Raw genomic sequence first — 26,399 nt, 5'->3', positions numbered from 1 at the left:
CTTCAATCCTGAATATGAAATCTACACCCGGTACAAAGCCTCCAGAAACGAGAAAGAAGGTCTGAGTAGTCCTGTAGTAGGGCGTACCATTGAAGATAAAAACGGCAACCTATGGATCGGTACAGAAGGTGGCGGACTCAATTTCTATAACCGCCGCACACGTGAGTTCAAATGGTATCTTGCCGGAAAGGGGGATAATAGTATCTCCCACAGCAATGTAAAAGCCCTCTATTATGATCCTGCCAAAGAAATCATCTGGATAGGTACTCATCTCGGTGGACTGAACAAGCTCGATATCCGTACAGGAGCATTCACCCACTATCTCATGGAAGAAGGCAATCCGGAAACGCTTCCATCAAACATTGTTCGTGACATAGCACCTTATCATGACCAGTTAATTGTCGCCACCCAGAATGGCGTATGTTTGTTTGATCCCCAAAGCGGAAAATGCCGGCAACTCTTCAAAGACACCAAAGAAGGGCGCAAAATAACAATGGTGGCCGATGTAGAAGTAGATAACAATGGCACACTCTGGATTGCCGCCACGGGCGAAGGTATCTTCTCCTACCGTTTCGATACCAACAAGCTGACCAATTACCGGCACGACGTGGCACAACCGCACAGCCTCAGCAATAACAATGTGAACAACATCATGCAAGACAATAAGGGCAATCTCTGGTTTTCCACTTCAGGAAGTGGACTCGACCTGTATCGCCCTGCCAGCAATGACTTCGAGAACTTTGACAAAGATAAGAACGGACTCGTCAGCGATTGTATCTACGATACGCAGGAATCCCCGGTCAGCGGCAAACTGATACTTATCACTAATCAGGGGTTCTCCATCTTCGACCAGAAAACAGAGAAGTTCCAGAACTATAGTGCAGAAAACGGCTTCCCGTTGACAGCAGTCAATGAGAATGCATTATGTGTAACGCGAGATGGCGAAGTATTCCTCGGCGGCACACAAGGTATGCTTTCGTTCAATGAGCTGGAACTTAACTTTACTCCGAAGCCCTACAAAATCATCCTTTCCCGCCTCATCGTAAACGGTTCCGAAGTGAAAGTCAGCGATGAAACAGGCATTTTGACGCAATCTTTATGCCATACCCAAGAGATCACCCTGAACGCAAACCAGACCATGTTCAGCATTGAATTTGCCACTTCCAACTACGTGGCAGCGAATAAAGATGAAATCATTTACAAACTGGAAGGCTTCTCCGACGACTGGAACAGTACGCGCGGCCAGCCCATCATCACTTATACGAACCTGAATGCCGGAACGTACAACCTGCTGATTAAGCCCAAAGGGAAAGAAGAATCCCTTTGCCCGCAGGTACATCTGACTATTCACGTATTGCCTCCTTACTATAAAACACCTCTTGCCTATCTCATTTATCTGATAGTGACAGCTATCCTTTTATGGTATCTGGTCAGAACATACAAATCGAGAATCAAACTACGTGAATCGTTGAAGTATGAGCAGAAGCACATACAAGATGTAGAAGCCTTGAACCAGTCCAAGTTACGCTTCTTCACCAACATTTCGCACGAATTCCGCACCCCGCTTACCCTTATCGTGTCGCAGGTGGAAACCCTGATGCAACTGCAGAACTTCACACCCACTATCTATAATAAGATATTGAGTATCTACCAGAATAGTATCCAGTTGCGCGAACTGATCACCGAACTTCTTGACTTCCGCAAGCAGGAACAAGGACATATGAAAGTAAAAGTCAGTCCGCACAACATCGTGCATTTCCTCTATGAGAACTACCTTATTTTTATGGAATATGCCAGCAGCAAGCAGATCAATTTCAAATTCGAGAAAGATAGCGAAAGCCTTGAAGTATGGTACGACCAGAAACAGATGCAGAAAGTTATAAACAACCTCCTGTCCAATGCCATCAAGCACACTCAGGCAGAGGATACCATTACCCTCAGTATTACCACCGAAGGTAACGAAGCCGTCATCCGTGTGACTGATACCGGCAGCGGCATCGACGCCAAAGAGATAGATAAGATATTCGACCGCTTCTATCAGACGGAACAAATGGATAGCCTTGCCACCGGTGTTGGTACCGGTATCGGACTGGCCCTCACGAAAGGTATCATCGAACTGCACCACGGCACTATCAAGGTAGAGAGTGAACTCGGCAAAGGCAGCAGCTTCATCATTCGTCTCCATCTTGGAAACGCTCATTTCAGTCAGGAAGAAATCAGTAAGAAGACCGAAGCCGTACAACAAATAGAACAGGCACAAACTTCTGAAATCGATGCTTCACTCAAAGCTGAGTTGGAAGAGAATGCTCCGATAAAACGCATGCCTGACGTTAAAATGGTTATCGTAGAAGATAATGCCTCCATCCGTGAAATGCTGGAGAATATCTTCCGCCCATTCTATCAGGTACTGACTGCCGCAGACGGGGAAGAAGGCCTGGAACTGGTACAGAAGGAAATGCCGAACATCGTAGTAAGCGACGTGGTTATGCCTAAGATGTCTGGTACCGAGCTATGTAAACAGATTAAGAACGACTTCAATACCTGCCACATTCCGGTAGTGCTGCTTACAGCCCGAACCGCCGTAGAACAAAACATCGAGGGCCTGCGTATTGGTGCAGATGATTACATCACCAAGCCTTTCAATACGAACTTGCTGATTTCCCGTTGCAACAACCTGGTAAACTCACGCATCCTCCTACAAGAGAAGTTCAGCAAGCAACCGCAAGCCTATGCCCAGATGCTGGCAACAAACCCGATAGATAAGGAAATTCTGGATCGTGCCATCAGCATCATCGAGAAGAATCTGGATAATACGGAATTCAATGTCAATATCTTCGCCCGTGAAATGGCAATGGCTCGTACCAACCTGTTCACCAAGCTGAAGGCCATCACCGGACAAACACCGAATGATTTCATCCTGACCATTCGCCTGAAGAAAGGTGCCTTGATGTTGCGGAACAATCCGGAACTGAATATTACCGAAATCTCAGACAAGATCGGATTCAGCTCTTCCCGCTACTTCTCAAAGTGTTTCAAGGATGTATACCATGTAAGTCCGCTGGCTTATCGCAAAGGAGAGGATGCGGATACAGGAAGCAAGGATGAAGAAGACGAAGAAGGTTAATAAGCCGTATGAGTCTTCTCATCTTTCTCGCTATGGTGAGAATCTTTTCTCATCAAACAGAGAATCTATTCTCATCGCATTGAGAAGAAACTCTCACCATATTGAGAAAAGATTCTCTATAAAGGGAGAATATCTTCTTCTGTACATTCCAGTGTTCTCATTAGCATTATGTACATTTTCGTCCTTCCCTTGTACTCCCTTATACACTCAATTCCGGAAAAGCCACTACCTTTGACCTCAGAAATAACAATCTAAAGTCAAAAAGCTATGAAACATTTTTCCCCTTTATGGTCCCTTCTTCCGGGCGCAGCCCTGATAGCCGGATGCGGAAATCCGTCGAAGAAAGAAACCGCCGACACTACCCGTCAGAAACCTAATGTTATCTACCTGATTGCCGACGACCTGGGCATCGGTGACTTGAGTTGCTATGGCGCCACTAAAATAAGTACCCCCAATATCGACCGCCTTGCCGGACAAGGTGTGCAGTTCACCAATGCCTATGCCACCTCTTCCACCAGTACCCCCTCCCGCTTCGGTCTGCTGACAGGTATGTATCCCTGGCGACAGGAAAATACAGGAATCGCCCCCGGCAACTCCGAGCTCATTATCGATACAGCCTGCGTCACCATGGCCGACATGTTTAAGGCAGAAGGATATGCTACCGGAGCCGTTGGTAAATGGCATCTGGGACTTGGTCCTAAAGGAGGTACAGACTTCAACCATCTTATCAAGCCGAATACCCAGGATATAGGATTTGATTATGAATACATTATTCCCGCCACTGTGGATCGTGTACCTTGCGTATTCGTAGAGAACGGACACGTTGTAGGTTTAGACCCCAACGACCCCATTACCGTTAATTACCACCATAAAGTAGGTGACTGGCCTACCGGACTGGAAAATCCCGAACTCGTAAAACTGAAACCCAGCCAGGGTCATAATAATACAATCGTAAACGGTATTCCCCGTATCGGCTGGATGACTGGTGGGAAATCGGCTCTTTGGGTAGATGAAGACATTGCAGATGTCATCACCGGTAAAGCTAAAGACTTTATCATAAAACATAAAGACGAACCTTTCTTCATGTATATGGGTACACAAGACGTACACGTTCCTCGCGTACCTCATGCCCGTTTTGCCGGAAAGAGCGGTATGGGAACCCGTGGCGACGTAATCCTGCAACTGGATTGGACTGTAGGCGAGATCATGAATACTCTGGATAGTCTGAACCTTGCAGATAACACTATCTTTGTGTTCTGTAGCGATAATGGTCCCGTTATTGACGACGGCTATCAGGATCAGGCTTTCGAATTGCTGAACGGTCATACTCCTATGAAACAATACCGTGGCGGTAAGTATAGTGCTTATGAAGCCGGAACACGTATTCCCTTCATTGTACGTTGGCCTGCCGGTATTCAACCTTGCAAACAGCAAGCTTTATTCTCTATGATCGACGTGTATGCTTCCTTGGCTACCTTACTGAATCACCCGCTTACACCTGCAACCGTCGCTCCCGACAGCCGTGACCAACTGTCTACGTTCTTAGGGAAAGATAATACCGGATGTGATTATGTAGTACAGCAGAATCTGAATAATACCTTATCAATTATTCAAGGAACATGGAAATACATCGAACCAAGCAACAAACCAGCCATCGAACATTGGACGAGAATGGAGTTAGGAAACGATCCCGAACCCCAACTGTACAATATTTCCATCGATCCATCGGAAAAAGATAATGTTGCGGCAACGCATCCGGAGATGGTAAAAGAGCTTTCAGCATTACTAGAGCAGGTGAAAGCAGGTAAGAACCAAGGAATAAGGTAGGGAATCGTACAGAACAGGTCTTCTCTATCAAGAATGTACAAATTCGTACTTTTTGCGAACTATTAGCGAAAGTCGCCTTCTATTCAATCACATACATTTGCATGGTGATTCGAGTCGTTTAACGAGAAAGAACAACCTTTTTAATAACTAATTAATTTAATATTTATGAAACAGAAAGTAACCTTAATGCTACTGGCAACTTTTCTCTGCTGCGTATTAGGCGTACAAGCACAGACAGGTAGCCAAGTTACAGGTAAAGTTGTTGATGCTATGGGAGAACTTCCCGGAGTTAGCGTCGTTGTGAAAGGAACTACTAATGGAACTATTACCGCACTTGACGGTAGTTTTAAATTGGACAATGTTAAATCCTCTGATATCCTGCAATTCTCTTTTGTAGGTTATAAAACTCAAGAAATTAAAGTTGGAAACCAAAAGACTTTCAATGTTACTCTGCAAGAAGACGCACAGGCATTGGATGAGGTTGTCGTTGTGGCTGTTGGTTATGGTGACGTAAAACGTCGCGACTTAACCGGAGCTATCGGTAAGGCTAATATGAGCGACTTGACCAAAACCCCTATCAACAACGTAGCAGAAACACTGGGTGGACGTATCGCCGGTGTACAGGTATCTTCCACAGATGGTGGTCTGGGCGACAACTTTAATATCGTAATCCGTGGTGCCGGTTCTTTAACTCAAAGTACTGCTCCGTTATACGTTATTGACGGTTTCCCAAGTGAGACTTCCGGAATGAGCGCCCTCAACCCGAACGATATTGAATCCATCGACGTATTGAAAGATGCTTCTGCAACAGCGATCTACGGTTCTCGTGGTGCCAATGGTGTTGTTATCATCACAACCAAGAAGGGTAAAGCCGGAAAAGCAACTCTCTCTTATAATGGTAGTGTCAGTGTTAGCAAAGTAAGAAACACCATGGACATGATGAACGGCTACGATTTCGTCAACCTGCAAAAAGAAATCATGGAAGGAAATACCAAAGAAGTAGATGGAGAAAAAGTGGATGAGTTTGCTTACTACTATCTGAAAGATGGTATCACTCTCGATGATTATAAAAACTTCAAGAGCTATGATTGGCAGGACGAAGTTTATCGTACAGCTATCAGCCACAACCACTATGTAGGTTTAAGTGGTGGCAGCGATAAAATGGACTACTCTGCATCACTCTCTTACAGCAACCAACAGGGTGTCATCATCAACTCTGACCTCTCTCGTTACCAGGGCCGTTTCAACTTCAACCAAAGAATCAATAAGAGCATAAAGATCAATGCAAATGCAAACTTTGCAAGCAACGTGCAAAACGGTCCCAATCCTTCCACCGCAGAAACAACAGTATCCAACTCACTGATGTATAGCGTATGGGGTTATCGTCCGGTTTCTCCTTCCGGTTCCGACCTTCTGGCCGAACTGTACGATAGCGATGTGGACATGAGTAATGACTACCGTTTCAACCCGGTACTCTCTGCAAAGAATGAGTTCCGTCGTACCACAACCAACCATCTGCAAGCCAACTTAGGTGTAGAATGGGAAATTATCAAAAACCTGAAGTTCAAAGTTACTGCCGGATACACTGGACGCGACATCAAAAGAGAAGAATTCAACGGAAGCCAAACCAGTACCGGTAATACACATCCGTCTAATACACGAAGCAAAGGTATCAATGCATTCCTGAGACAACAGGAGACAAGAAACTACCTGAACGAAAATACATTGTCATACGTTTATGCAAAGAACAATCACAACCTGAATGCTTTAGTCGGTGCTACTTTCCAAAAATACACCAGCTATCTTAGCAGCATTACCCAGGAACAGATTACAAACGAAGCTTTCGGAATGTCCGGTATCGGCAAAGGTTCCGCAACTCCGGTTGTCACAGCATCACAAGGAGAAAACGCCATGATTTCTTATCTGGGACGTATCAACTACAACTATGCATCCAAGTATTATGTTACAGCATCTATGCGTACCGATGGTTCTTCCAAATTTGCCCCCGGCAATCGTTGGGGTTACTTCCCATCAGCTTCATTGGCTTGGGCATTCGGTCGTGAGAAGTTCGTATCCGACGCACTTCCTTGGTTGTCTAACGGTAAATTACGTGCAAGCTGGGGTCTCACAGGTAACAACCGTATCGGTGACTTCGACTATATGGCACAATTGGTTACCAGTTCTAATGTATACAAATATCCTTGGGGCAGTTCTTTCTATCCCGGATATGTATTAGGATCAATGGCCAATGAAAAGTTGAAATGGGAAACTACCGAACAATATGACTTCGGTTTGGATCTTGGTTTCTTTGATGGGCGTATCAATGTAACAATGGACTATTATATCAAAACTACCAAAGATCTGTTGTTGGGTGCAGATGTTCCCGCAAGTTCCGGATACTCCAGTGCTACACTGAATGTTGGTAAATTACGCAATAAAGGTTTCGAGCTTACACTGGAAACTATAAACATCAAGGGTAAGAACTTTACATGGACTTCTAACTTTAACATTGCCTTCAACAGCAATAAGATTGTAGAACTGAATTACGGGCAAGATGACATGATCAGTTTCGTAAACTGGGATAACAAATATAAGACCATGCCTGCTTATATCAGCAAAAAAGGTGACGCAGCCGGAAGTATGTACGGTTTCATCTATGACGGTGTTTACAAATATGAAGATTTCAACACCTCAGTTGATGCTAATGGCAAAACCATATACAAACTGAAAGATGATGTAGTTCGTATTTCAGACGATGCCCAACCGGGTGATCCGAAATATAAGAAGCTAAGTGATAAAGAAGGCAATAAAATCACTGATGACGATCGCACCATTATTGGTAACGGACAGCCCAAGCATACAGGTGGTTTCAGCAATAACTTTGTCTACAAGAACTGGGATCTTAATATCTTCCTGCAATGGAGCTACGGCAACGATATTTTGAATGCGAACCGCATGGTATTTGAAAATCCTCAAAGCAAGAAGAATACAAATATGTTCGCTTCTTATACAAACCGCTGGAGTCCTGAGAATCCGGCTAGCAACATGCCACGTGCAAGAGCTATCGGTGCAGAATACTACAGTTCTCTGTATATAGAAGACGGTTCGTTCTTGAAGTTAAAGACCATCTCACTGGGTTACAATTTCACACCTAATACATTGCGTTCTTTAGGTATCAGTGCAGCCAGACTCTTTGTTTCGGCAGAGAATATAGCCACCATTACAGGTTATTCCGGTTCCGATCCTGAGGTTTCTACACGTAACAGTGTATTGACTCCCGGTTTCGACTGGTCCGCTTATCCGCGTTCATTCAACGCATCACTTGGTATTAACATAACCTTCTAATCACCTAAAATCAAGAAACTAATATGAAAAGTATCAATAATATCTTCAAGAAAGTTTGCATCTTGGCAATAGTTACTTCTATGGCTGGTTGCGATATGCTTGACACCAAGCCCTACGATTTTGTAGCGCCTGAAACATTCTACAAGAATGAAACTGATTGCACAATGGCATTAGCCGGTGTATACTGGACAATGGCAGCAGAACATGTGTATGGAAACCGTTATTCTTGCATGTTGTCCAATATTGACGATTTGAGTTATTACTATCGTCAAAACCAAACAAGTGCGGTAGTGGCCAATTCACATAATACGGGTAATACCGATCTATGGTACACATGGGAATCACTTTACTCAGGAATCAATAATGCCAATGTATTGCTCGACAATATCGATGGAGCCAGTATCTCTGACGAGAAAGTAAGAGCACGCATCAAAGGAGAAGCTAAATTCCTGCGCGCCTATTATCATTTCTTGCTGGTACAAGGTTGGTATGAAGTGCCCATCCGTAAAGAAACAGTAAAAGATATCACCGTCAGCAGTCTGGAGGCTACCCCCCACGCCGAAGCACTCGACTGGATCATTCAGGAAATGGAAGACTGCCTCGATATGGTAGATGACAGCAACTATGATGCATCCCCTTCACATGTGAAGAAAACTGTAGTAGAAGGTATTCTGGCTCGTGTATGTTTGTGGCGTGCAGGCGAACCTTCAAAAGGTGGAAAGCCATATTATGAAAAAGCTGCCAAGTATGCTAAAGCAGTGTACGACTCTAAAAAACATAAGCTGAACCCGGATGTATATGCCATGTGGAAAGCTTTAGCTTCTGACCAATATGAAACTACATACAATGAAAGCATGTGGGAAGTAGAATTTGTTGGAACGCGTGATGATGGTAGTTATACTGAAAGCCGCATCGGTAATGTAATCGGTAACCTTCAGGAGAATTCAGCTGGTACAGGTGCAGGTTACACATACGCTTTCTATGCAGGAAGCTTGATTCTCTGGGACTTGTATGATGCAAAAGATGCTCGCCGCGATTTGGCTATGGCACCTTATAAGCTCAACAATAAGGATGTGCAAGTTGCATGGAAAGACAACCAAATTGTAGACCGCCGTTGTGGGAAATACCGTCGTGAATGGGAGAGCAGCAGCCCTAAACATAAGAACTATACACAGGAAAATTATTGCATATTGCGCTATGCCGATGTACTGCTCATGCTCGCTGAAGCTGAAAACGAAGCAAACCAAGGTCCTACAGCATTAGCTTACACATGTATCAACGAAGTACGTAAACGTGCAGGAATTGACGAAGTGAAAGATTTGTCATACGGTGACTTCCAGAAATTGATCCGTGATGAACGTGGTCGTGAACTTTGCTTTGAGTCTCTTCGCAAGTACGACCTGGTACGTTGGGGCATTTACTACAAGGCTATCAAAGAGGATTTGGGAGCAGCAGTCAATGATGCACGTTGGTCTACTGCCAACAATGCCAAAGGAGCGGCTCAGTATGTAAGTAATACAACTGAAAAGAACCAGTTCCTCCCCATTCCGACTAAGGAACTTGGTGTAAACACCAAATTGGAACAAAACAAATATTGGAAATAATCATTTAATTACACAGAACTTCTAACCTTAAAATGAAATCAAATAGACCTTAATCAATTTGATATGTGTGGAGGAGAGTGACCGTGAGGTTCCTCTCCTCTTTTATAACTTTTAAAAAACAATATACCTTATGACCAGAAAACACTTGCTATTCACCCTTGCGTTGCTATGCAGCCAAGTATCTTTTGCTCAATTCATAGGTTTTGAGACAGAAATCCCCAAAGAGTTTACAACAGCCGATAAGGGAAAAATCGCCCTGTCCACCCGGTATTATAAAGAAGGGAAACAAAGCCTGGAATGGGATTTCCATTCCGGTTCCAAACTCAATGTTTCTCTGGAACAGCTTCTCACCCTTGATGAACAAATGGAAAATTCATACGGAATAACTTTATGGATTTATAATGAAGTCCCCCAGCAAGATTCCATTCGTTTTGAGTTCCTTTCCCCCCAAGGAGATGTGTCTTATTGGTTCAGTTTCCAGTTGGCATCGGCTGGCTGGCGCGCTTGCTGGATTGGCTTCCAACACATGAAAGGAGATAAACAAAACAAAGAAATAGCAAGTTATCGACTGATAGCTCCTGAACGAGAAGGCCGCATATTTCTAGATCGTTTGACTTTCCCTGTGAAAAAGATGAACGACCGCACTACCCCCGACTTGCAGATGCCTTACAATAACTCCCTTTCCTATCGTGACCTGTGGCATTGGTGCCGGGTTTGGCAATGGGAACAATATAAGTATGATATCCCACTACCTGCCACCCTCACTCAAGCAGAAAAAGAGGAACTGCGCACAGTGGAACAACGGTTGACCACCGCCCTCGATATTCAAAAAGCACCGAAAGAAGCAGTCTCCAAAGCATACGATGTTTTTCAGAAAACCAATATTCAGCGCTCCGGAACAGGATTCACAGGTGCTCCTATCCTGACTCCCGATGAACTGGACCGTTCTAAAGGAGAAATATCCTGGAATGACTTGGAAACAATGCTCTCCGGATTCGCTTACGATGCTTATTACAATCATTCCGAATCTTCCCGTCAGAATTACTTCACTGTCTGGGAGTTCGCCATCAATCAGGGATTCTCTTTCGGTAGCGGAATGGGAACCAATCATCATTACGGCTATCAAGTACGGAAAATATATACTACAGCCTGGTTAATGCGCGACGCTATCTGGAAGACTCCCAACCGGGATAATATCTTGTCTACCCTCATTTTCTGGTCTGCCTTGCAAGAAACCCGTCGGCCTTATCAATACGGCAGAGATGAATTGCTGGACAGTTGGCATACTCTTTTAATGGCTAAAACAGTTTCAGCACTGCTGTTCACTGACGAGCGGGAACGAGTACGCGCACTGAAAGGCCTTTCCCGTTGGGTATCCTCTTCTCTTCAATACACTCCGGGCACTATCGGAGGCATCAAAGTAGACGGAACCACTTTTCACCATGGCGGTTTCTATCCGGCCTATACCACAGGTGTGTTAGCCATGGTAGGACAATTCATCTCCTTAACCAATAAAACGGTCTATGAACCTACCGAAGAAGCCCGTCAAGTACTGAAATCCGCCTTTATTGCCATGCGTAACTACTCCAACAAATATGAGTGGGGAGTTGGCATCAGCGGACGACATCCTTTCGGCGGCTCGATGAAAGCGGATGATGTAGCTGCTTTTGCTTATCTTGCCTTGTCAGGAGACTTATCAGGAGAAGGTAATGCCTTCGATCATCATCTGGCAGCAGACTACCTGCGGCTTTGTGAAAAGGATACTCCCGAAGCGCGTTACTTCAAAACGCAAGGTATCACTCCCGCCTCTGCCCCACAAGGATTTTTTGTATATAACTATGGGGCGGCAGGTATTTTCCGGAGAAGCGATTGGATGGTAACCTTAAAAGGGTATACCACTGACGTCTGGGGATCTGAGATTTACCGGAAAGATAACCGCTACGGACGTTATCAGAGTTATGGTTCTGTCCAGATTATGGGATACCCCTCACGCCTTTCCAGCGGTTACGATGAGAACGGTTGGGATTGGAATCGCCTACCGGGAACTACAACCATCCACTTACCATTCGAATTGCTGGATAGCCCGCTACCGGGAACTACCATGGCACATTCCAAAGAAAATTTCTCAGGCAGTAGTTCACTGGAAGGGAAAAACGGCATGTTTGTTACGAAACTGATGGAACGTGAACTGAAAAACTTCACCCCGGATTTCGTAGCCCGCAAATCAGTCTTCTGTTTTGAAAACAGGATGATCTGTTTAGGAACAGGTATTCATAACAGCAATAATGAATATCCAACCGAAACAACTCTCTTCCAGAGTACATTCCAAAAAGGAAAAAGCACCATCCTCGTTAACGGAGAAGAAGAAAAAGAGATTGGCTTCAAAAAGAAACTTTCCGGTACTACTGAAAAGTTACTTTCCATCCGGGACGGTTACAATAACCATTATTTCGTGAAAGACGGTAATGTACAAATACAGATCACGAAACAAGAATCCCGTCATGAAAAAACACACGCTGTAACACAGGGCACTTTCGCTTCAGCATGGATTGAACATGGAAATGCCCCTAAAAATGGAACGTATGAATACCTCGTATGGATACAGCCAACCGATCAGGAATTAAAAAACTATGAGGCTGCGCAAACATACGAAGTATTACAACGGAATGATAGTGCACATATCGTACACGACCGATTAACTGATATTACCGCCTATGCTGTCTTCGAAACCTATCGCTCGCAACGGGATAGCCTGCTTAGTCTTATTCCGGCAGAAACGATGGTTATGTATAGGAGGGACAAAGCGAATATCATTATGAGCGTTTGCGATCCAAACCTAAATATTGAGGAAAAGGCATATACCACCAAGAATCCCAGCCGCGTTCTTGAAAAGAGACTAGAATTAAAAGGAAAATGGAAAATCAGTACGCCCAATGAAAAGGTAACCCTGACAGCAGACGGAGAGAATACCATTCTCACTGTTCATTGCCAACATGGACAACCTGTAGAATTCAGCCTACAGCAAGATTGAGAACTACGAAAGAATATTTGTAGTAATTACTCGGCTACATACCTGAACCAGACTTGAGCTATACTTAGACCAGACTTGCTCCGTACATTCTCCACTCAGAGGTACCTCTACACGGAGGAAGTACGGGGTTGGTACGGAGCAAGTATGGCTCAAGTATAGTTCAGGTATGGTTTTAATGAACATGGTTATTCCGCTAAAATAGTTACCTTTGTAGAAATATTGAATAACTGATTGATATGCAGAATACCCTCCCCATTCATTTTGCCCCGCTGCAAGGTTACACCGAGGCTATTTACCGACAAGCGCATGCCCGTATATTCGGTGGTATAGAGAGTTATTATACTCCTTTTGTACGTGTGGAGCACGGAGAAATCCGAAAAAAAGATATGCGTGAGATTACTCTGGAAAACAACCGTGGCGTGCAGCTTATTCCGCAACTCATTGCGCCCGATGTGGACAAAATGGAGCAGATAATTGCCCTATTCATCGAAAAAGGATATAAGAATGTGGACATAAATCTGGGATGTCCTTTCCCTCTTTTGGCTAAACGTCACAATGGTTCGGGAATGCTTCCTTATCCCGAAGAGGTGCGGGAGTTGCTGACTGCTGCCATAAAGAATCACCCCGACCTTAAGTTCTCTGTCAAGATGAGGTTGGGTTGGGAGAATGCGGAAGAATGTCTGGCTTTGCTACCCTTGCTGAATGAACTGCCACTGACACATATCATCATGCATCCCCGACTGGGTAAACAACAATATAAGGGGGAAGTCGACTTAAAAGGTTTTGAAACCTTCTACAACGAATGCCGCCATCCGCTTATTTATAACGGTGATTTACTTACAGTAGAAAATATACAGGCCATCAGAGAACGTTTCCCACAACTGGCAGGTATCATGATAGGTCGTGGACTGCTTGCCAATCCCGCCTTAGCTTTAGAGTATCAACAAGGACATCCGCTTTCCGAAAAGGATATGCAGGAGAGACTCAGATTGTTCCATGCTGACGTATTTGCCCAGTATGGTAATCTTCTGGAAGGGGGAGACAAGCAACTGCTGACGAAAATGAAGAACTTCTGGGAATATCTAATGCCGGATGGAGACCGGAAAGCCAAAAAAGCAATTCATAAGTCCAACAAGCTGGAAACTTACCAGGCGGCAGTCCGCAGCTTGTTGGGGTAATCATTGATCTTATTCCGGATTTACGCCCGGAATCGTATGTACATCTTTACGTATCTGCGCTACATGATGCAATTTCATCCAGTCGTGCAGGTACTCACGGTGTTGCAGCAGGATCTCTTTGTATCTCTCCTCGATGGCGAGATTGCGCATCTCACCACGGTCTTTTTCCATATCAAAGAGTTGTTCACGATAAAGACCTTTGTCGTACAACACATATTTGTAGCGAGAGGTACGTAAAGCCCAGCCACGTGTGTTCCCGCCTTTATCGAAAGTGGTTTCAGTCACAATGTAGTCCTGATGCTTCAACGACGGATCGGCTTTCTCTACCAACGGTCTGAAAGAAACACCATGCAACCCTTCAGGAAGCCGGATACCTGCCCAGTCGCAAACTGCTGCAAAGAAATCGACACCATTATTCACGAGTTGCGGCATCTCCTTGCCGGCATTCTTTTTTCCCGGTAAGGTTACAATCAGAGGGATATTTACCACCTCTTCATATAAAGCCGATTTCTGGTTCCAATGGTGTGCTCCCACTCCATCGCCATGATCACTGGTAAATATCACGACTGTATTCTTCCATAAATCCTGTTTATCTATAGCATTCAGAATCTTACCGATTTCTGCATCCACCTTTTCAACCAGACGGTAATAGAGGCTTCGGTAACGACGCCAATCATCCGGAGTGTAGTTACGGGTAGGATAAGCCGAATAATTCAGGCTCTGCTCATAACTGATAACATCAGCGTCATAGGGATTCTTAGCGAAATTAAGAGGTAGTCCTGGCCACTCATTCTGCGGCAGGTCTTCTATATTTCCCCAAGGCAAATTCTGGCTACGTGCGTACTCACAGATATTATGCGGGTTATCGAATCCCGCCACCAGGAAGAAGGGTTTGGTATGTTTTTGTTCCAGAAAGTCGACACAGGCTTCCGCCAACCCATTATCACTATGAGGATGGATAGTAGTAAAACCGAACTCTTTATTCGGCATGGAGGCTGTATGTACATGCCATTTACCGGCATAGATACAGTCATAACCGACATCCTGCATCAGAGTTCCCAAAGTCCGGTTACGCAATGAGTCCGGTATCGGCGTACCATTTCGGGCAAGTCCTACTTCGTGCGAAGTATAGCCTGTAAACATAGCCGCCCTGGCAGGTCCACTCAGGGGTGTAGAACAATAGGCATTACGGAACAGGACACCTGCCTCTGCCAGCTTATCCATATTCGGAGTATGCAAGTCATCGTTTCCCATGCAACTCATCGCAGAGGCGGTCTGCTGATCGGTTACAATATAGATGATATTAGGCAACTCTTTCGCCCAAACCAAGGAAGGAGCGAGAGCCGTTGCACACAACATTATATTCTTTACTTTCATCACAGCGCTATTTTAAGGATTAATTTCATTATCTCTTCAGCTCCACATCGAAGCTGGCGGCATCCCTACATATAAAACGCAGAACCGTTTGCTGCTTATCTTTGGAAATCATTTTGCAATAGGGAGTTTCTGCAACATTCCATTCACCCTTTAAAGTAACGGTTACAGGTATTTCACCACTATCATTGTCAATCCAGGGACGTGAATAGATGCTGCGTTCTATGCGTTTGCCATCCTTGTCAAAGGCCTCGTCACTCGAACCCCGGTACAGTGCCAGGTCCGGTTGGGAAACGGTCAATAAAAGTTTATCTCTGTCTTCACGTATCATGACGAGGCAGGAAGTATCGGCTTTCTGCAGCAATCCCTCCTCAGGCAATGCCTGTGGTGTTTCAAAAAGTACGTATGAGGTCAGCTTATCAGTCAGAGAACGAACGATATGAGCGTTGTGATCCTGTTGCAATACCCTGTAAGACGGTTTCTTTGCGAAAGCTTTCAAGGAAACTGCATCCGTACGGGGCAGGACAGCATATTCATAGGAAGCACCTTTCGGAGCCTTTCCATGCTCTAATACCAATGAAACCCAATCACCGGAAGTAGGTTTCGGATTACGTTCACCTACGGTAACTTGTGGGAAATTCTTTTCATATTTTGCCACTTTCATCGAGTTTTTCGACAGATAATAGCCTACTCCGTTAGGATCGATATAGGTCTGTCCGTCACTTTTATAAGCTGCCCAGTAATCATGCATTTCGGGAGTAGTGGCTGCCAATTGGAAAACGGTAGTCTCTGTCGGGAACTCTTCATTTGTATTCTCAATATCCGTACCCAGACATACAATCGTTCCATTGAAGAAGTGATAAGACTTGCGGGCACGGTGTGAGCCGTTGTACTTGTCATGCTCATGAAGCTTCATGCCGAAGTTACCATTTAATTTCGCCTGAGACAAGCCACCAGCAAAAGCCTCATCGGAATAAAGCATTTCTTCCATACCGGAGAAAGTATCTACATTCATCACTTTAGCGCGAAGCTGGTCGAATGGTAAATGAATAGTCGTCGTACCGGGGAAACGGTTCCAATCGAATCCTGCTTCTTGCCAGCCACTGGTGGTAAAAGTAACCATTTCATCGGGCTTTCCGGTTAATATTTGCATGCTGCCGTGAGCCAAATAACGACCGAAGAAGTTGGCATCCAGATAATGTTCTGCTGCCCAAAGGTAACGGGAATGTCCGCGTACCACAGCTGCCCAGTTATCCCGGCGCTGTACTGAAACACAACCGTACCCTAACGCCAGATTACCTTGCGGATTGGACTCGGGGCGGAATCCCTGTGCTTCAAATAGCTGTTTTAGCTTTTGTTCGTAAGCGGTAGATGCTTTCGGCAGATAATCAGGAGCATTCTTATCAGGAGTTTCCGTATAAGAAACCAGACGCAGATAAGCAGCAGCCAGTTCAGGGTCATATCTCTGATTTCCATCGGGAGTACCAGCCAATGCCAAAGTAGCATATTGTATGGGAATCAATTGTCCCTTTCCATTGGGATGGCGCCCTGACATGGAAAGAGCCCATTGTTTGGTATTACAATAGAAACGCATGGTGAGCAATACATTCTTTACTGTTTCGTGCGCTATTTCAGATACTTTGAATCCTGTTCCACTCAACAGATAAATCATATTCGTAGCACCATCCAAACCACCGACCGCATAAGCCGGATAGTTATTGCGATGATGGAAACAAGCACCGTCTTTTTTGAAAGAACCGGCCAATCCGAGTGCCGGACGGCAACCATAATCTATCCAGCGGGAGAAAGAACGGAGATATTGAAGTTTCTCAGGAGTATCTTCCATAATCAGGATACTTGCCATGCGCCCCTGCGTCTGTGTATTGAAAGTATCTATATCAATGCCATTGACCGTGGGTTTAGGATACACCTCATTAGTAATGGCATACCAACGCAAGGTGCGTTCCGCTTCATTCAGCTTTCCGGCTCCCCTCAATACGTCTTTCATCAGGAAGTAGGCCACATACAAACCGCGCATGCTGTATCCGTAATGATGGATATTCCCCCAACAACTGCCATAGGCTACTCCCTGATCAGTGATATGGTCGTACATGGCCAGGAACTTCTGTTTCAGTTCATCCTTTGTCACAGCATCCGAAGCATTGTTATAGGCATAGGCTATCCGGCGCATCAGATTGAAATACTCACTCATCTCCATCCCTAACTTAGTGAACATGCCTTTATCCCAGTTGGGATACATACGTTCGTAAGCTTCTGCCTGTCGTACCATGAAGATGGGTAGTCCGCTTACAACACCGTTCTTATAAGTAATCCCATAGAAATCATATTTCTTACGAATACCTTCCATCTCTTTTTCTGTCAGTTTAGAAGGAGTATAAAGCATATCGCGGAAACGTTTTTCCATCAACTGCATATCTTGTCTGTCCTTCTCACTAACCGGAGTAAGGGCTATTTCCGGTTTCCACAGGGAGTGTTCATAAATCACCAGCCAATGATTAGTGGTTCCTTTATTAACGAAAGGCACCTGCACATCAGCAGTTTGCTGACGGGCATCCACTTTACTGGCAGTTATCAGATGGTCAATGAACAACTCTCCTTTCACGTCGGGTGCAACGATACGCAGTTCATTCATCCCAGGTTCAGGAGTACCTTGCATATCGCGCTCGTAGCAGACCCAAGCAGCACGCCAACCTGTGAAATTAATACCGAAAGGAAAAGAAGTGCACTTCTTTCCGTCTTTCAGGAATTCAAACTCAATAGTAGTATTCTGGGCTTTTGCGTTGTACACCCAGACAATAAAGGCGGAAAGGTACAGGTCTTTTCCGGTGGGGTCTTTCTTCTCGAACTTCAGATCACGCTGAAGGGTTAGTATAGAACCGGGTTCAAAGGTCCAGCGTAAACTGTGCGTACCGTCTTTATAATGTTGGTCGCTGATGCCGAGTGTGGCTTTCGTTGCGCTCAGCCCGGCAGGAAGCTCTGGTTGTTCAAAAGAGAGTAACCGGTCATTCTTTACAACTTGTGCCGACAGGCTAAAGGAAAACAGTGCAGCACATGCAGCAACAAGGGTAGATTTCATCAGATTAAGTTTCGTCATCATGGTATGAGAATATTAATGGGATTAATTCAAGCGTTCGATATGGAAGTTAGTGAAACGAACATGATTTTGCAGAAGACGCAGGCCAAAGTGCCCATCACCTGCACCGGCTTCGAGAGGCAGACGGAAAAGCTCCTCACCATCTACTAAGAAAGTGGTACTATTATTCAGAACACGAATCCGGATATGATACCATCGGTTCGGCTTCAATAGATGAACAGGATCGATATACTCTTTAATCAAAGGTTTGATGCGAGCCTCATCTACATCGTAAAACTGACCGTAGTAACGACGAAAACGGGTAGTGGTATTATCATTACCACCATAGCCTACATAGAACAGATTCAATGTATTATAGTTACGGAAGATGCCATTTCGCCAAGTGGAGCGAGCTAATAGTTTGCCAAGGTGTTTCGGATCGTTTGCAGCCCAGAAGCAGTTCATGTCGCTAAGACGATCGTGTTCTCCGCCATTCATCACCATGCAGATATGATAACTGATTTCATAATCACCGGTCAGGCGGTCTTTATACCATAAAGTAAGCCCTTCGGGCACGATAAGTTCAAGCGTATCTTCACGGATGGTGAAGTCCATCATCCCCGACTGGTCTTCGGCAATCCAATGGCCCAAAGAAGCGCGCTCTTGCGCCAATAAAGTACAAGGGAGAAAAAGGAAAATACATTTCCACAGAATATGTATGAAAGTTGAACGTGTCATTTCCGGTATTAGTTTCGTTTACAATATTTCCACATTGCAAAGAAACGGTACTTTTTAGAGAAAATGACACATAAATCGTACAAAAAAGGTATATTTTAGTAATTTAAGGATGCATCTCCTCAAACGCTTTATTCTCCTCTTCTATTGTAGTGATAGTTTCCGGCAACTCACTGATAGGAAGATCGAAGTTATACCAATCGGTATAGCAATCGGTAACATACCACTTTCCATCAATCAGCTCGAACACTACGCGAAGGGAAGCTTCCGACTCATCATAGCCAGCCTCAAACTCTTTATGCTTGGGGTTGTTCACGGTAAACCGGGAGACATAAACTCCGCCCTCTTCGTCTGTGATGCGTTCTTCTTTAAACGCATCTTCACCCAGCAACGCCCACTTATCACGTGTAAACGGAAAAGTTTTCTCCGTCTCACCATCTTCCTCTAACAGGGCAATGGGAGTTTTCAACGGAAACTTGATACGGGAATACTGGAAAGAAGCACTGGAAGTAAATTTCTTGAGGAATGTCTGGAAGTCCTCATTAGTTGCGGCAGCATGACCATTCATAGTCGTCAGCATAAGTACCGCGAAAAGACAAAATACAAAGTGAATTGCCTTCATCTGGTTACAATGTCAAAGGGTTTATTAATCAGGCGCAAAGATAATGCAAAATCCGAAAGCGATACAAAACAAACAAACTTATTTAATATTGTTAAGGTGTAGTTTATCTTATCCGCAGAAAATAAGGATAATCCATCCGTTCCCATATCTTCAAACATATGAGATAATATTACAAAGAAGATACATATTATATCCGTTCCTTTATTGCCAATAACACGATATATCCAATACTTATGAAAACAATAATATCATTTATGCTTTTTAGTATTCTGACATCATGTATCCAACAAGAAAGTCAGTTAGAGCAAGCAATATCGCAAAGTGGAGACAACCATATTGAACTGGAAAAGGTCTTGCTACACTACTCCGTAAACCAATCCGATAGTTTGAAATTAAAAGCAGCAAAGTTTTTAATAGAAAACATGCCGGGACATTATTCCATTCTGTCAGATGAATTAAGCAATTACAAACAACATCTTTTGCAATATGACGCATATCTTAAAGCTCCTGCACATATAAGAGCCATGTTTGATGTTTACCCTTATCAGGCAAGCTTGCTAAAATTAGCCCATCCCCAAAAGGTGGAAGATATAAAGATTATCAAGGCTGATTATTTAATAGATAATATAGACAAGGCTTTTCTCCATTGGGAAGGTCCCTGGGGAAAGCATTTGACGTTTGACGAGTTTTGCGAGACATTACTTCCATATAGAGTTGATATCGAACCTTTATCCCATTGGAGAGATTCATTGTCACCGGAATTCTCCCCTACCATAGACTGGCTCTCACATATAGATGAATATGCATATTCTCCTTACCAGGCATGCCAGGCTGTAAATGATATACTTTATAAATCAACCGTTTACGCCAATCAAATATTTCACGGATTTCGGCATCCTTTAATATCACAAAATGCAAAAGACTGGAATTGTGTTCAATATGTCTATGGCGTCCAATATGTGATGCGTGATTTAGGAGTACCTGTCCACATAGATTATACTCCACAATATGGCGTTCGCGGAAACCGGCACTATTGGAATAGTGTATTGCACTATACAGGACATTCTTATCCTTTTCAAGGATATAATTCCGGTCCCGAACGCTCCTTAAATCCACATAACGGTACGATTAAGGTTTTTCGTCGGTCATACGCCCGCAACAGACGTTGGATATCGGAAATCGTGAAAGACGAACCAATCCCCCCATTTTTTGAGAACCCATTTGTGAAAGATGTATCCCATGAATATCAGCGTACTTTCAACATCCATATCCATTTGACCCATGAAAGTACGGAAAAACGGAAATTCGCCTACCTATGCGCATTTAATAATGAGAAATGGGTCCCGATACATTTCGGGGAGATCAGCAAGAATACAGTAACATTTGAAAATGTAGGAATCGGCATTGCCTGCATTGCAGGATATTGGATCAATGATGAAATAGTTCCCGCATCCTATCCGTTTCTAATAACCAGTACAGGAAAGCCCCACTATTTGCGCCCCGATAAAAAGCAGACGCAGACACTGCGCCTCAAACGTAAATATCCGCTGGTTAATTGGGTCAACCGCAATAGCGACAAAATGGTAGGGGCAAAAATAGAAGCTTCACATCTCCCCTCTTTCATCCCCTCAGTCGAAGTATCCACCTTGTCAGAAAACGCATATTCCAACTATGCGGATCATTTCATCTCTCATCCATATAAATACCGGTATTGGAGAATTTTGATTCCAAGAAAGACCTCAATCGCTGAACTGGAATTTTTCTCCGGCAATGACACCGTTCCATTAAAAGGGAACTTTTTCGCATCACCCAAGGAAAAGGGATTTGAACAGAAAAAGGCAGCCCTATCCGACCGGGACAAATTAACTTCCGCCGAAATACAGGATTGGGTGGCTATTGATTTGGGCGCTCCGGCCAGCATCAGCCGCATTCATTACTTGCCTTTGACGGATGATAACAATATAGTACCCGGTGAGACTTACGAGCTACTGGTAGGTGACGACAAAGGCTTCAACAGCCTGGGCATGAAAGTGGCCGAATATTCATACATTGATTTCGATTCGGTACCCGTCAACGGGCTGTATTGGATCAGAAACCATACGAAAGGACGCGAAGAGAGAATTTTCACATTTGAAAGAAACAGAGTCATCTTCAGATAAAAAATGATAAAACAAGCCTTTACATATACCGACTTATACGCTTGCGCATTCGCGCTTTACCTTATTTGCCACACCGTTGGAACGTCCGATAACCTTATGGACAAAAATGATTGGCTGATATGGGGTTGCGTTGCACTCTGCTATGCAACAGTGCGTTGCTTGACACGGTCCTGTCAATACAAGTTATTGGGTATAATCGCAATTACCGGATTTATTCAGTCCCTCATCGCATGGGGGCAATTTTGTGGTTGGGCAGAATCCAACCACAACAACTTCCCGGTTACAGGCAGTTTCAAGAATCCGGCACCTTTGGCTGGTTATATCGGTGCCTGCCTGATATTAATCGTAGAATTTATGTCGTTGTGCTATAAGGAGAACAGAAAAACAATCTTTACCCTATTGATACCCGCAGCAGCCTCAATATCGGGAATTATCATCCTCTCCTATTCCCGAGCCGCATGGATAGCTCTGCTCATATCCCTTATACACCTATTGGCAAGGCACCGCAAAATCCGATACCGGCACCTATTTCCCGTAGCGGTATTGTGCCTTTCTTGCTTGGCAGCCCTCTATTTCCTGAAGAAAGAATCTGCCGACGCGCGATTGTTTATATGGAAAAACAGCGGACAGCTTCTTCATACTTCCCCATTAACAGGTTCGGGCGTAAACACCTTTGCATCCCGGTACATGTACACACAAGCCGAGTATTTTGCAAACCATCCGGACTCTCCCTACAAGCTCAAAGCGTCCGATAACAGCCATGCCTTCAACGAATACCTGCGCATCATAGTCGAATATGGAATCATCGGACTTATTCTGCTATTTTTGTTGTTCAGAAGCATGTCGTTTTTCCACCCCGTATTATCTTTCTATTGCATCTTTGCCTTTTTTTCATATCCGTTGGAAATCACGCCCATCATATTGCTGGTAACCGTCATGGCGGCATCATATCCGGGAAAAAACATCTGCTATTATCCCCGATATATCTTGATAACCATCTGCCTGTCGGCGTCATGCCTCCTTAGTTACAGAGCATGGCGATTCAAGTCCGAAGAACGGGAATTAAAAAGTATGATTCATGAATACGGGTGCTTGCCCGGTGCCGGACTGGAGGACAAACTATTCGGATATTATCCTTGCTATAAGAATAACCATATATACATTGCTTCCTGTGCTATGCAGTTCTACAAAAATAAAAGCTATCCCAAAGCAGAAGTCATGTTACGGCGGGCATCCGTGCTATTTCCTTCCTCAAGGATCTTGTACGACTTAGGCAATTGCTGTCACCGGCTTCAGAAATACGAGGAAGCGGAACGGTTTCTGTCAATCGCCTGCGATATGGCTCCGGGACACGTCTTGCCGCAATACTATCTGTTTCGCCACTACGTCGAAACCGGCCAAACCCATAAGGCACTGAATAGCGCCCACACGATCATTCATAGTAAATTCAAACAAGAAGGCTCTACCGCTCTTCAAGTGAAACATTTGGCAAAAGAGTATTTGAGCAAAACAAAGGAAGGAGGTGAGAGAGAATAAAAGAATTTTAACCGAAAAAAAGGATGTATTATTAATCAACAAAAACACATTAGTTATGAAAAAGAAAAAACTAATATTCATCTTAGCCTTATTCGCAGTGATATGGAATTCGTGCTTTGATGATTTACCCTACTCGCGACGGCAAGAGCGGAATCAGAAAACAACGGATGACGCCATAAGCCTCAACGCAGTAAAAAAGTATTATTCGCACATCCCCCTATTGACTTTGCCACAAACACAAGACAAGGCAAACGGTGGTCATGGAATGAATGATAGCATAGATACCACGAAAGACAGTACTCACGTACACACTGATGCGTGTCAGCATAAGCATCACACACGCGGTCTGCCGGATATTCAAGAGAGTAACATTGTTCCTCTATGGGATGAAGCCAGAGAATGGTCAGATTCAGCATCCGTCTATATAGAAATACCTCTGAATATCAGTGGCGGGAAATTATATGCCCATAAAACAATGAAACGAAAAGGAAAAAAAACTATCTTTGAACGTGTCAGACCGGAGTCCATGCTTGTGTTTGAACAGAGGCTCGGGAAGAAAAAGACAGATTGCTATATGGTTACCCTGATAGGAGAAAAAGACTATATGAAAAAGCACGGGAAAAAAATGAAAACAATGCGTCATATTCCCGACGACCATGCTTTCACCGGAGTATGGTACAAGTCTTATCCGAGCGGACGCATCCAATCGGCCTATTATTATACCAATGGCAAAAGAACGCACAAAATCTTCCGGGCTGGATGCCAGCAACAATCCGACTATTCGAAAGACAACGACTTCCTTTCCATCAGTCTGGTAGACCGTTCCTTATCAGCTTCCAGTTATTCTATCGACTGGGAAAATGATGTCTACTATTGTGCCTTTTGTGGTTTGTATCATACATACGACGGTGGCGGATGCGAAGTCTTGATTGAGTATTGTACCAGATGTGGACAAAACGTTGACGACTGCAACTGTTGCTATTATTGCGGGAATGATCCGTGTACTTGCAATGTGTGTTTCGTATGTGGAAGCGACCCTTGCACTTGCTATTCCCAATGCCCCGATTGTGGACACGATCCTTGCATCTGTTGTCCGGATTGCCGTAATTATCCCTGCACTTGTTGTCCTAATTGCGGCAATGATCCTTGCACTTGCGATGATGAAAATACAGAGCCGGACAATCCGGATGACTGTAACGGCCCCAAATGTCCGGAGTGTGGAGGACTGATTATGGATGGCATAGCCACAAGGGCGAGTGTTTCTTGTCCAATATGTGATGGAAAAAGATGTCCGGTTTGTGAAAAAAGACACTGTAAAGAAGTTCATAGCAACTGTGATTCAATTCCTGCTTCCAACAAGGTCAAAGCAAGTGCGAACACTATGTATAATACGATGAAGAATACCTATCCTGATGGTCCCAAAACATTTGCTTTCAGTGATTTTGAAGATCTTCTCAAAACCAATGAAGATAATGAAAACTCTATCGGTCTATCTTATTATGCAGATGAAAAGGTGTATAGATTGAGGGGATTAGAACAAGGTAATTCTCCAACCAGTGTCAAAGTCACTATACTTACTACAACTGTGGCTACCATACATAATCATCCTAACGATACTCCACCGTCCGGAATCGACTTCTTAAATACAGCCAAATGGGTGTCTGATAATAATGTTTATTCAACCACGTATGTCTATACCACCAATGGTAATTATGCACTATATATTGAAGATATCCAAAAAGCAAAACTGTTTTATTCTAAATATTCGGACTGTCTCTCAGATACAGAAACAAAGATGTTTAAAGCAGAATCCGATTTAGATAAAAAATGAGAAAGTATCTATAAGGAACTGAAAGGATTATCCGAAACCGACAGACACATGATGTCGCTTGCCGAATTGGCCGAACAGACTAATTCAGGGATTCGTATATTGAAAAGTGAGCCTTCAAGCAGCAACTCTTTCGGATTATATTATACCCAAACGATTGATGATAAAATTATACCGTATAACTGTAAATAACAAACTTATGAAAAATTTAATTCTAATTTGGTCACTATTGGTGATATCTATATCCGCTTTTGCACAAGACAGATATATATCCTTGCAAGAATGCAATAACGATACGCTTGAATATGTGAAAGCGAATTTTACAGGGAAGAAAATAGAAAAGTACATTAACAAACCATTCGGAATATTTGCAGATGATTTTGAATTAGATTTTCATCTAGTAGGCACGTCTGTGATATCCATTAAGTCTCCAAGAGAGGTAGAAGCTATAAAAATATCATACAAGGATGATGGTAAATTTCACCTTAAAAAGAAATTCCCATTATATTGTTGCTTTGTCCAGTTTCACCAACCATATCCTTCAATGGGTGGCTTTATAACATACAAAGATAAAAATAGAATAAATAATAATACGGCTATAAGGGAATACTTCGGCAATTTCATTATAAAAGACATAGAATTTGTATTACTCTTCAGCAATGGAGACACTTCTAAAGACAAATTTTGGTATTGGAAAGATCTAGGATTTGATTGAAAGTTTATATAAAAAAATAAATATCAAACGATAACATTTGTTCAACATATAAGCAAATATATCAAGTTAACTAAAAGCATCCTATAGTTTTAGGGAGTACAAGACAAATTTGAGTTGTTTTTCTATTTTCAGTTGTTACATAGTCAGCTATGTTACTATTGAAAACAGAAAAACAACCTCAAAAGAGTCTGAAAAATGAAACCAAGCAAAATCCAAACAGGATTTTA

General features: G+C 43.6%; 13 protein-coding genes and 1 pseudogene. 10 read left to right on the top strand and 4 right to left on the bottom strand.

Annotation, left to right across the window (positions count from 1 at the left end; genetic code table 11):
* The 6 genes from BWI44_RS00840 to BWI44_RS00815 form a co-directional block, all read left to right on the top strand.
* A partial coding sequence (locus BWI44_RS00840) for an ATP-binding protein (RefSeq protein ID WP_286810406.1) occupies window positions 1-3,124 on the top strand: 3,124 nt, incomplete at its 5' end.
* Window positions 3,125-3,391: 267 nt separating this feature from the next.
* A complete protein-coding gene (locus BWI44_RS00835; RefSeq protein ID WP_117691324.1) occupies window positions 3,392-4,951 on the top strand; it encodes a sulfatase family protein in 1,560 nt (519 codons plus the stop codon).
* A 165-nt stretch (window positions 4,952-5,116) separates the two neighbouring features.
* Entirely contained in the window at window positions 5,117-8,296 is a 3,180-nt protein-coding gene (locus BWI44_RS00830; RefSeq protein WP_138290850.1) for a SusC/RagA family TonB-linked outer membrane protein, read from the top strand.
* Between the two features lie 23 nt (window positions 8,297-8,319).
* Window positions 8,320-9,900: a RagB/SusD family nutrient uptake outer membrane protein gene (locus BWI44_RS00825; RefSeq protein WP_138290849.1), complete on the top strand. Its 1,581-nt coding sequence runs from the start codon at window positions 8,320-8,322 to the stop codon at window positions 9,898-9,900.
* Window positions 9,901-10,030: 130 nt separating this feature from the next.
* Window positions 10,031-12,931: a chondroitinase family polysaccharide lyase gene (locus tag BWI44_RS00820; RefSeq protein WP_195208508.1), complete on the top strand. Its 2,901-nt coding sequence runs from the start codon at window positions 10,031-10,033 to the stop codon at window positions 12,929-12,931.
* 236 nt (window positions 12,932-13,167) lie between these two features.
* Window positions 13,168-14,109 (top strand): tRNA-dihydrouridine synthase family protein, encoded by a 942-nt coding sequence (locus BWI44_RS00815; RefSeq protein ID WP_195208509.1) that lies wholly within the window; start codon window positions 13,168-13,170, stop codon window positions 14,107-14,109.
* A gap of 9 nt (window positions 14,110-14,118) precedes the next feature.
* Here the strand turns inward: BWI44_RS00815 and BWI44_RS00810 are convergent, their stop codons facing one another.
* From BWI44_RS00810 to BWI44_RS00795, 4 genes are all read right to left on the bottom strand, one after another.
* On the bottom strand, window positions 14,119-15,486 hold the full coding sequence (locus BWI44_RS00810) for a sulfatase family protein (RefSeq protein ID WP_195208510.1): 1,368 nt from the start codon (window positions 15,484-15,486) through the stop codon (window positions 14,119-14,121).
* Window positions 15,487-15,514: 28 nt separating this feature from the next.
* The gene (locus tag BWI44_RS00805) at window positions 15,515-18,580 is read right to left on the bottom strand and encodes a chondroitinase family polysaccharide lyase (RefSeq protein WP_195208675.1); all 3,066 of its coding nucleotides are present in this window, start codon (window positions 18,578-18,580) and stop codon (window positions 15,515-15,517) included.
* A 42-nt stretch (window positions 18,581-18,622) separates the two neighbouring features.
* Complete coding sequence (locus tag BWI44_RS00800; RefSeq protein WP_195208511.1) at window positions 18,623-19,315, bottom strand: DUF6250 domain-containing protein; 693 nt, start codon at window positions 19,313-19,315, stop codon at window positions 18,623-18,625.
* Window positions 19,316-19,418: 103 nt separating this feature from the next.
* Window positions 19,419-19,934 (bottom strand): DUF4348 domain-containing protein, encoded by a 516-nt coding sequence (locus BWI44_RS00795; protein WP_138290843.1) that lies wholly within the window; start codon window positions 19,932-19,934, stop codon window positions 19,419-19,421.
* Window positions 19,935-20,167: 233 nt separating this feature from the next.
* Here BWI44_RS00795 and BWI44_RS00790 point away from each other — a divergent pair, with 233 nt between their 5' ends.
* The 4 genes and pseudogenes from BWI44_RS00790 (at window position 20,168) to BWI44_RS00775 (ending at window position 26,172) form a co-directional block, all read left to right on the top strand.
* Window positions 20,168-22,093 carry a hypothetical protein gene (locus tag BWI44_RS00790; RefSeq protein WP_286810397.1) on the top strand — a complete coding sequence of 642 codons (1,926 nt, stop codon included), beginning with the start codon at window positions 20,168-20,170 and terminating at the stop codon, window positions 22,091-22,093.
* 3 nt (window positions 22,094-22,096) lie between these two features.
* Window positions 22,097-22,906, top strand: a pseudogene (locus BWI44_RS22345) (O-antigen ligase family protein); the annotation flags it as partial.
* Between the two features lie 778 nt (window positions 22,907-23,684).
* A complete protein-coding gene (locus tag BWI44_RS00780; protein ID WP_286810393.1) occupies window positions 23,685-25,460 on the top strand; it encodes a hypothetical protein in 1,776 nt (591 codons plus the stop codon).
* Window positions 25,461-25,656: 196 nt separating this feature from the next.
* The gene (locus BWI44_RS00775) at window positions 25,657-26,172 is read left to right on the top strand and encodes a hypothetical protein (RefSeq protein ID WP_195208516.1); all 516 of its coding nucleotides are present in this window, start codon (window positions 25,657-25,659) and stop codon (window positions 26,170-26,172) included.
* Window positions 26,173-26,399: the final 227 nt, after the last annotated feature.

This window comes from Bacteroides sp. Phil13, from assembly GCF_001940965.1.
Taxonomy (GTDB): domain Bacteria; phylum Bacteroidota; class Bacteroidia; order Bacteroidales; family Bacteroidaceae; genus Bacteroides; species Bacteroides intestinalis.
The sequence above is the reverse complement of the archived record's forward strand: the minus strand, read 5'-3'. Positions and strand labels throughout refer to the sequence as shown.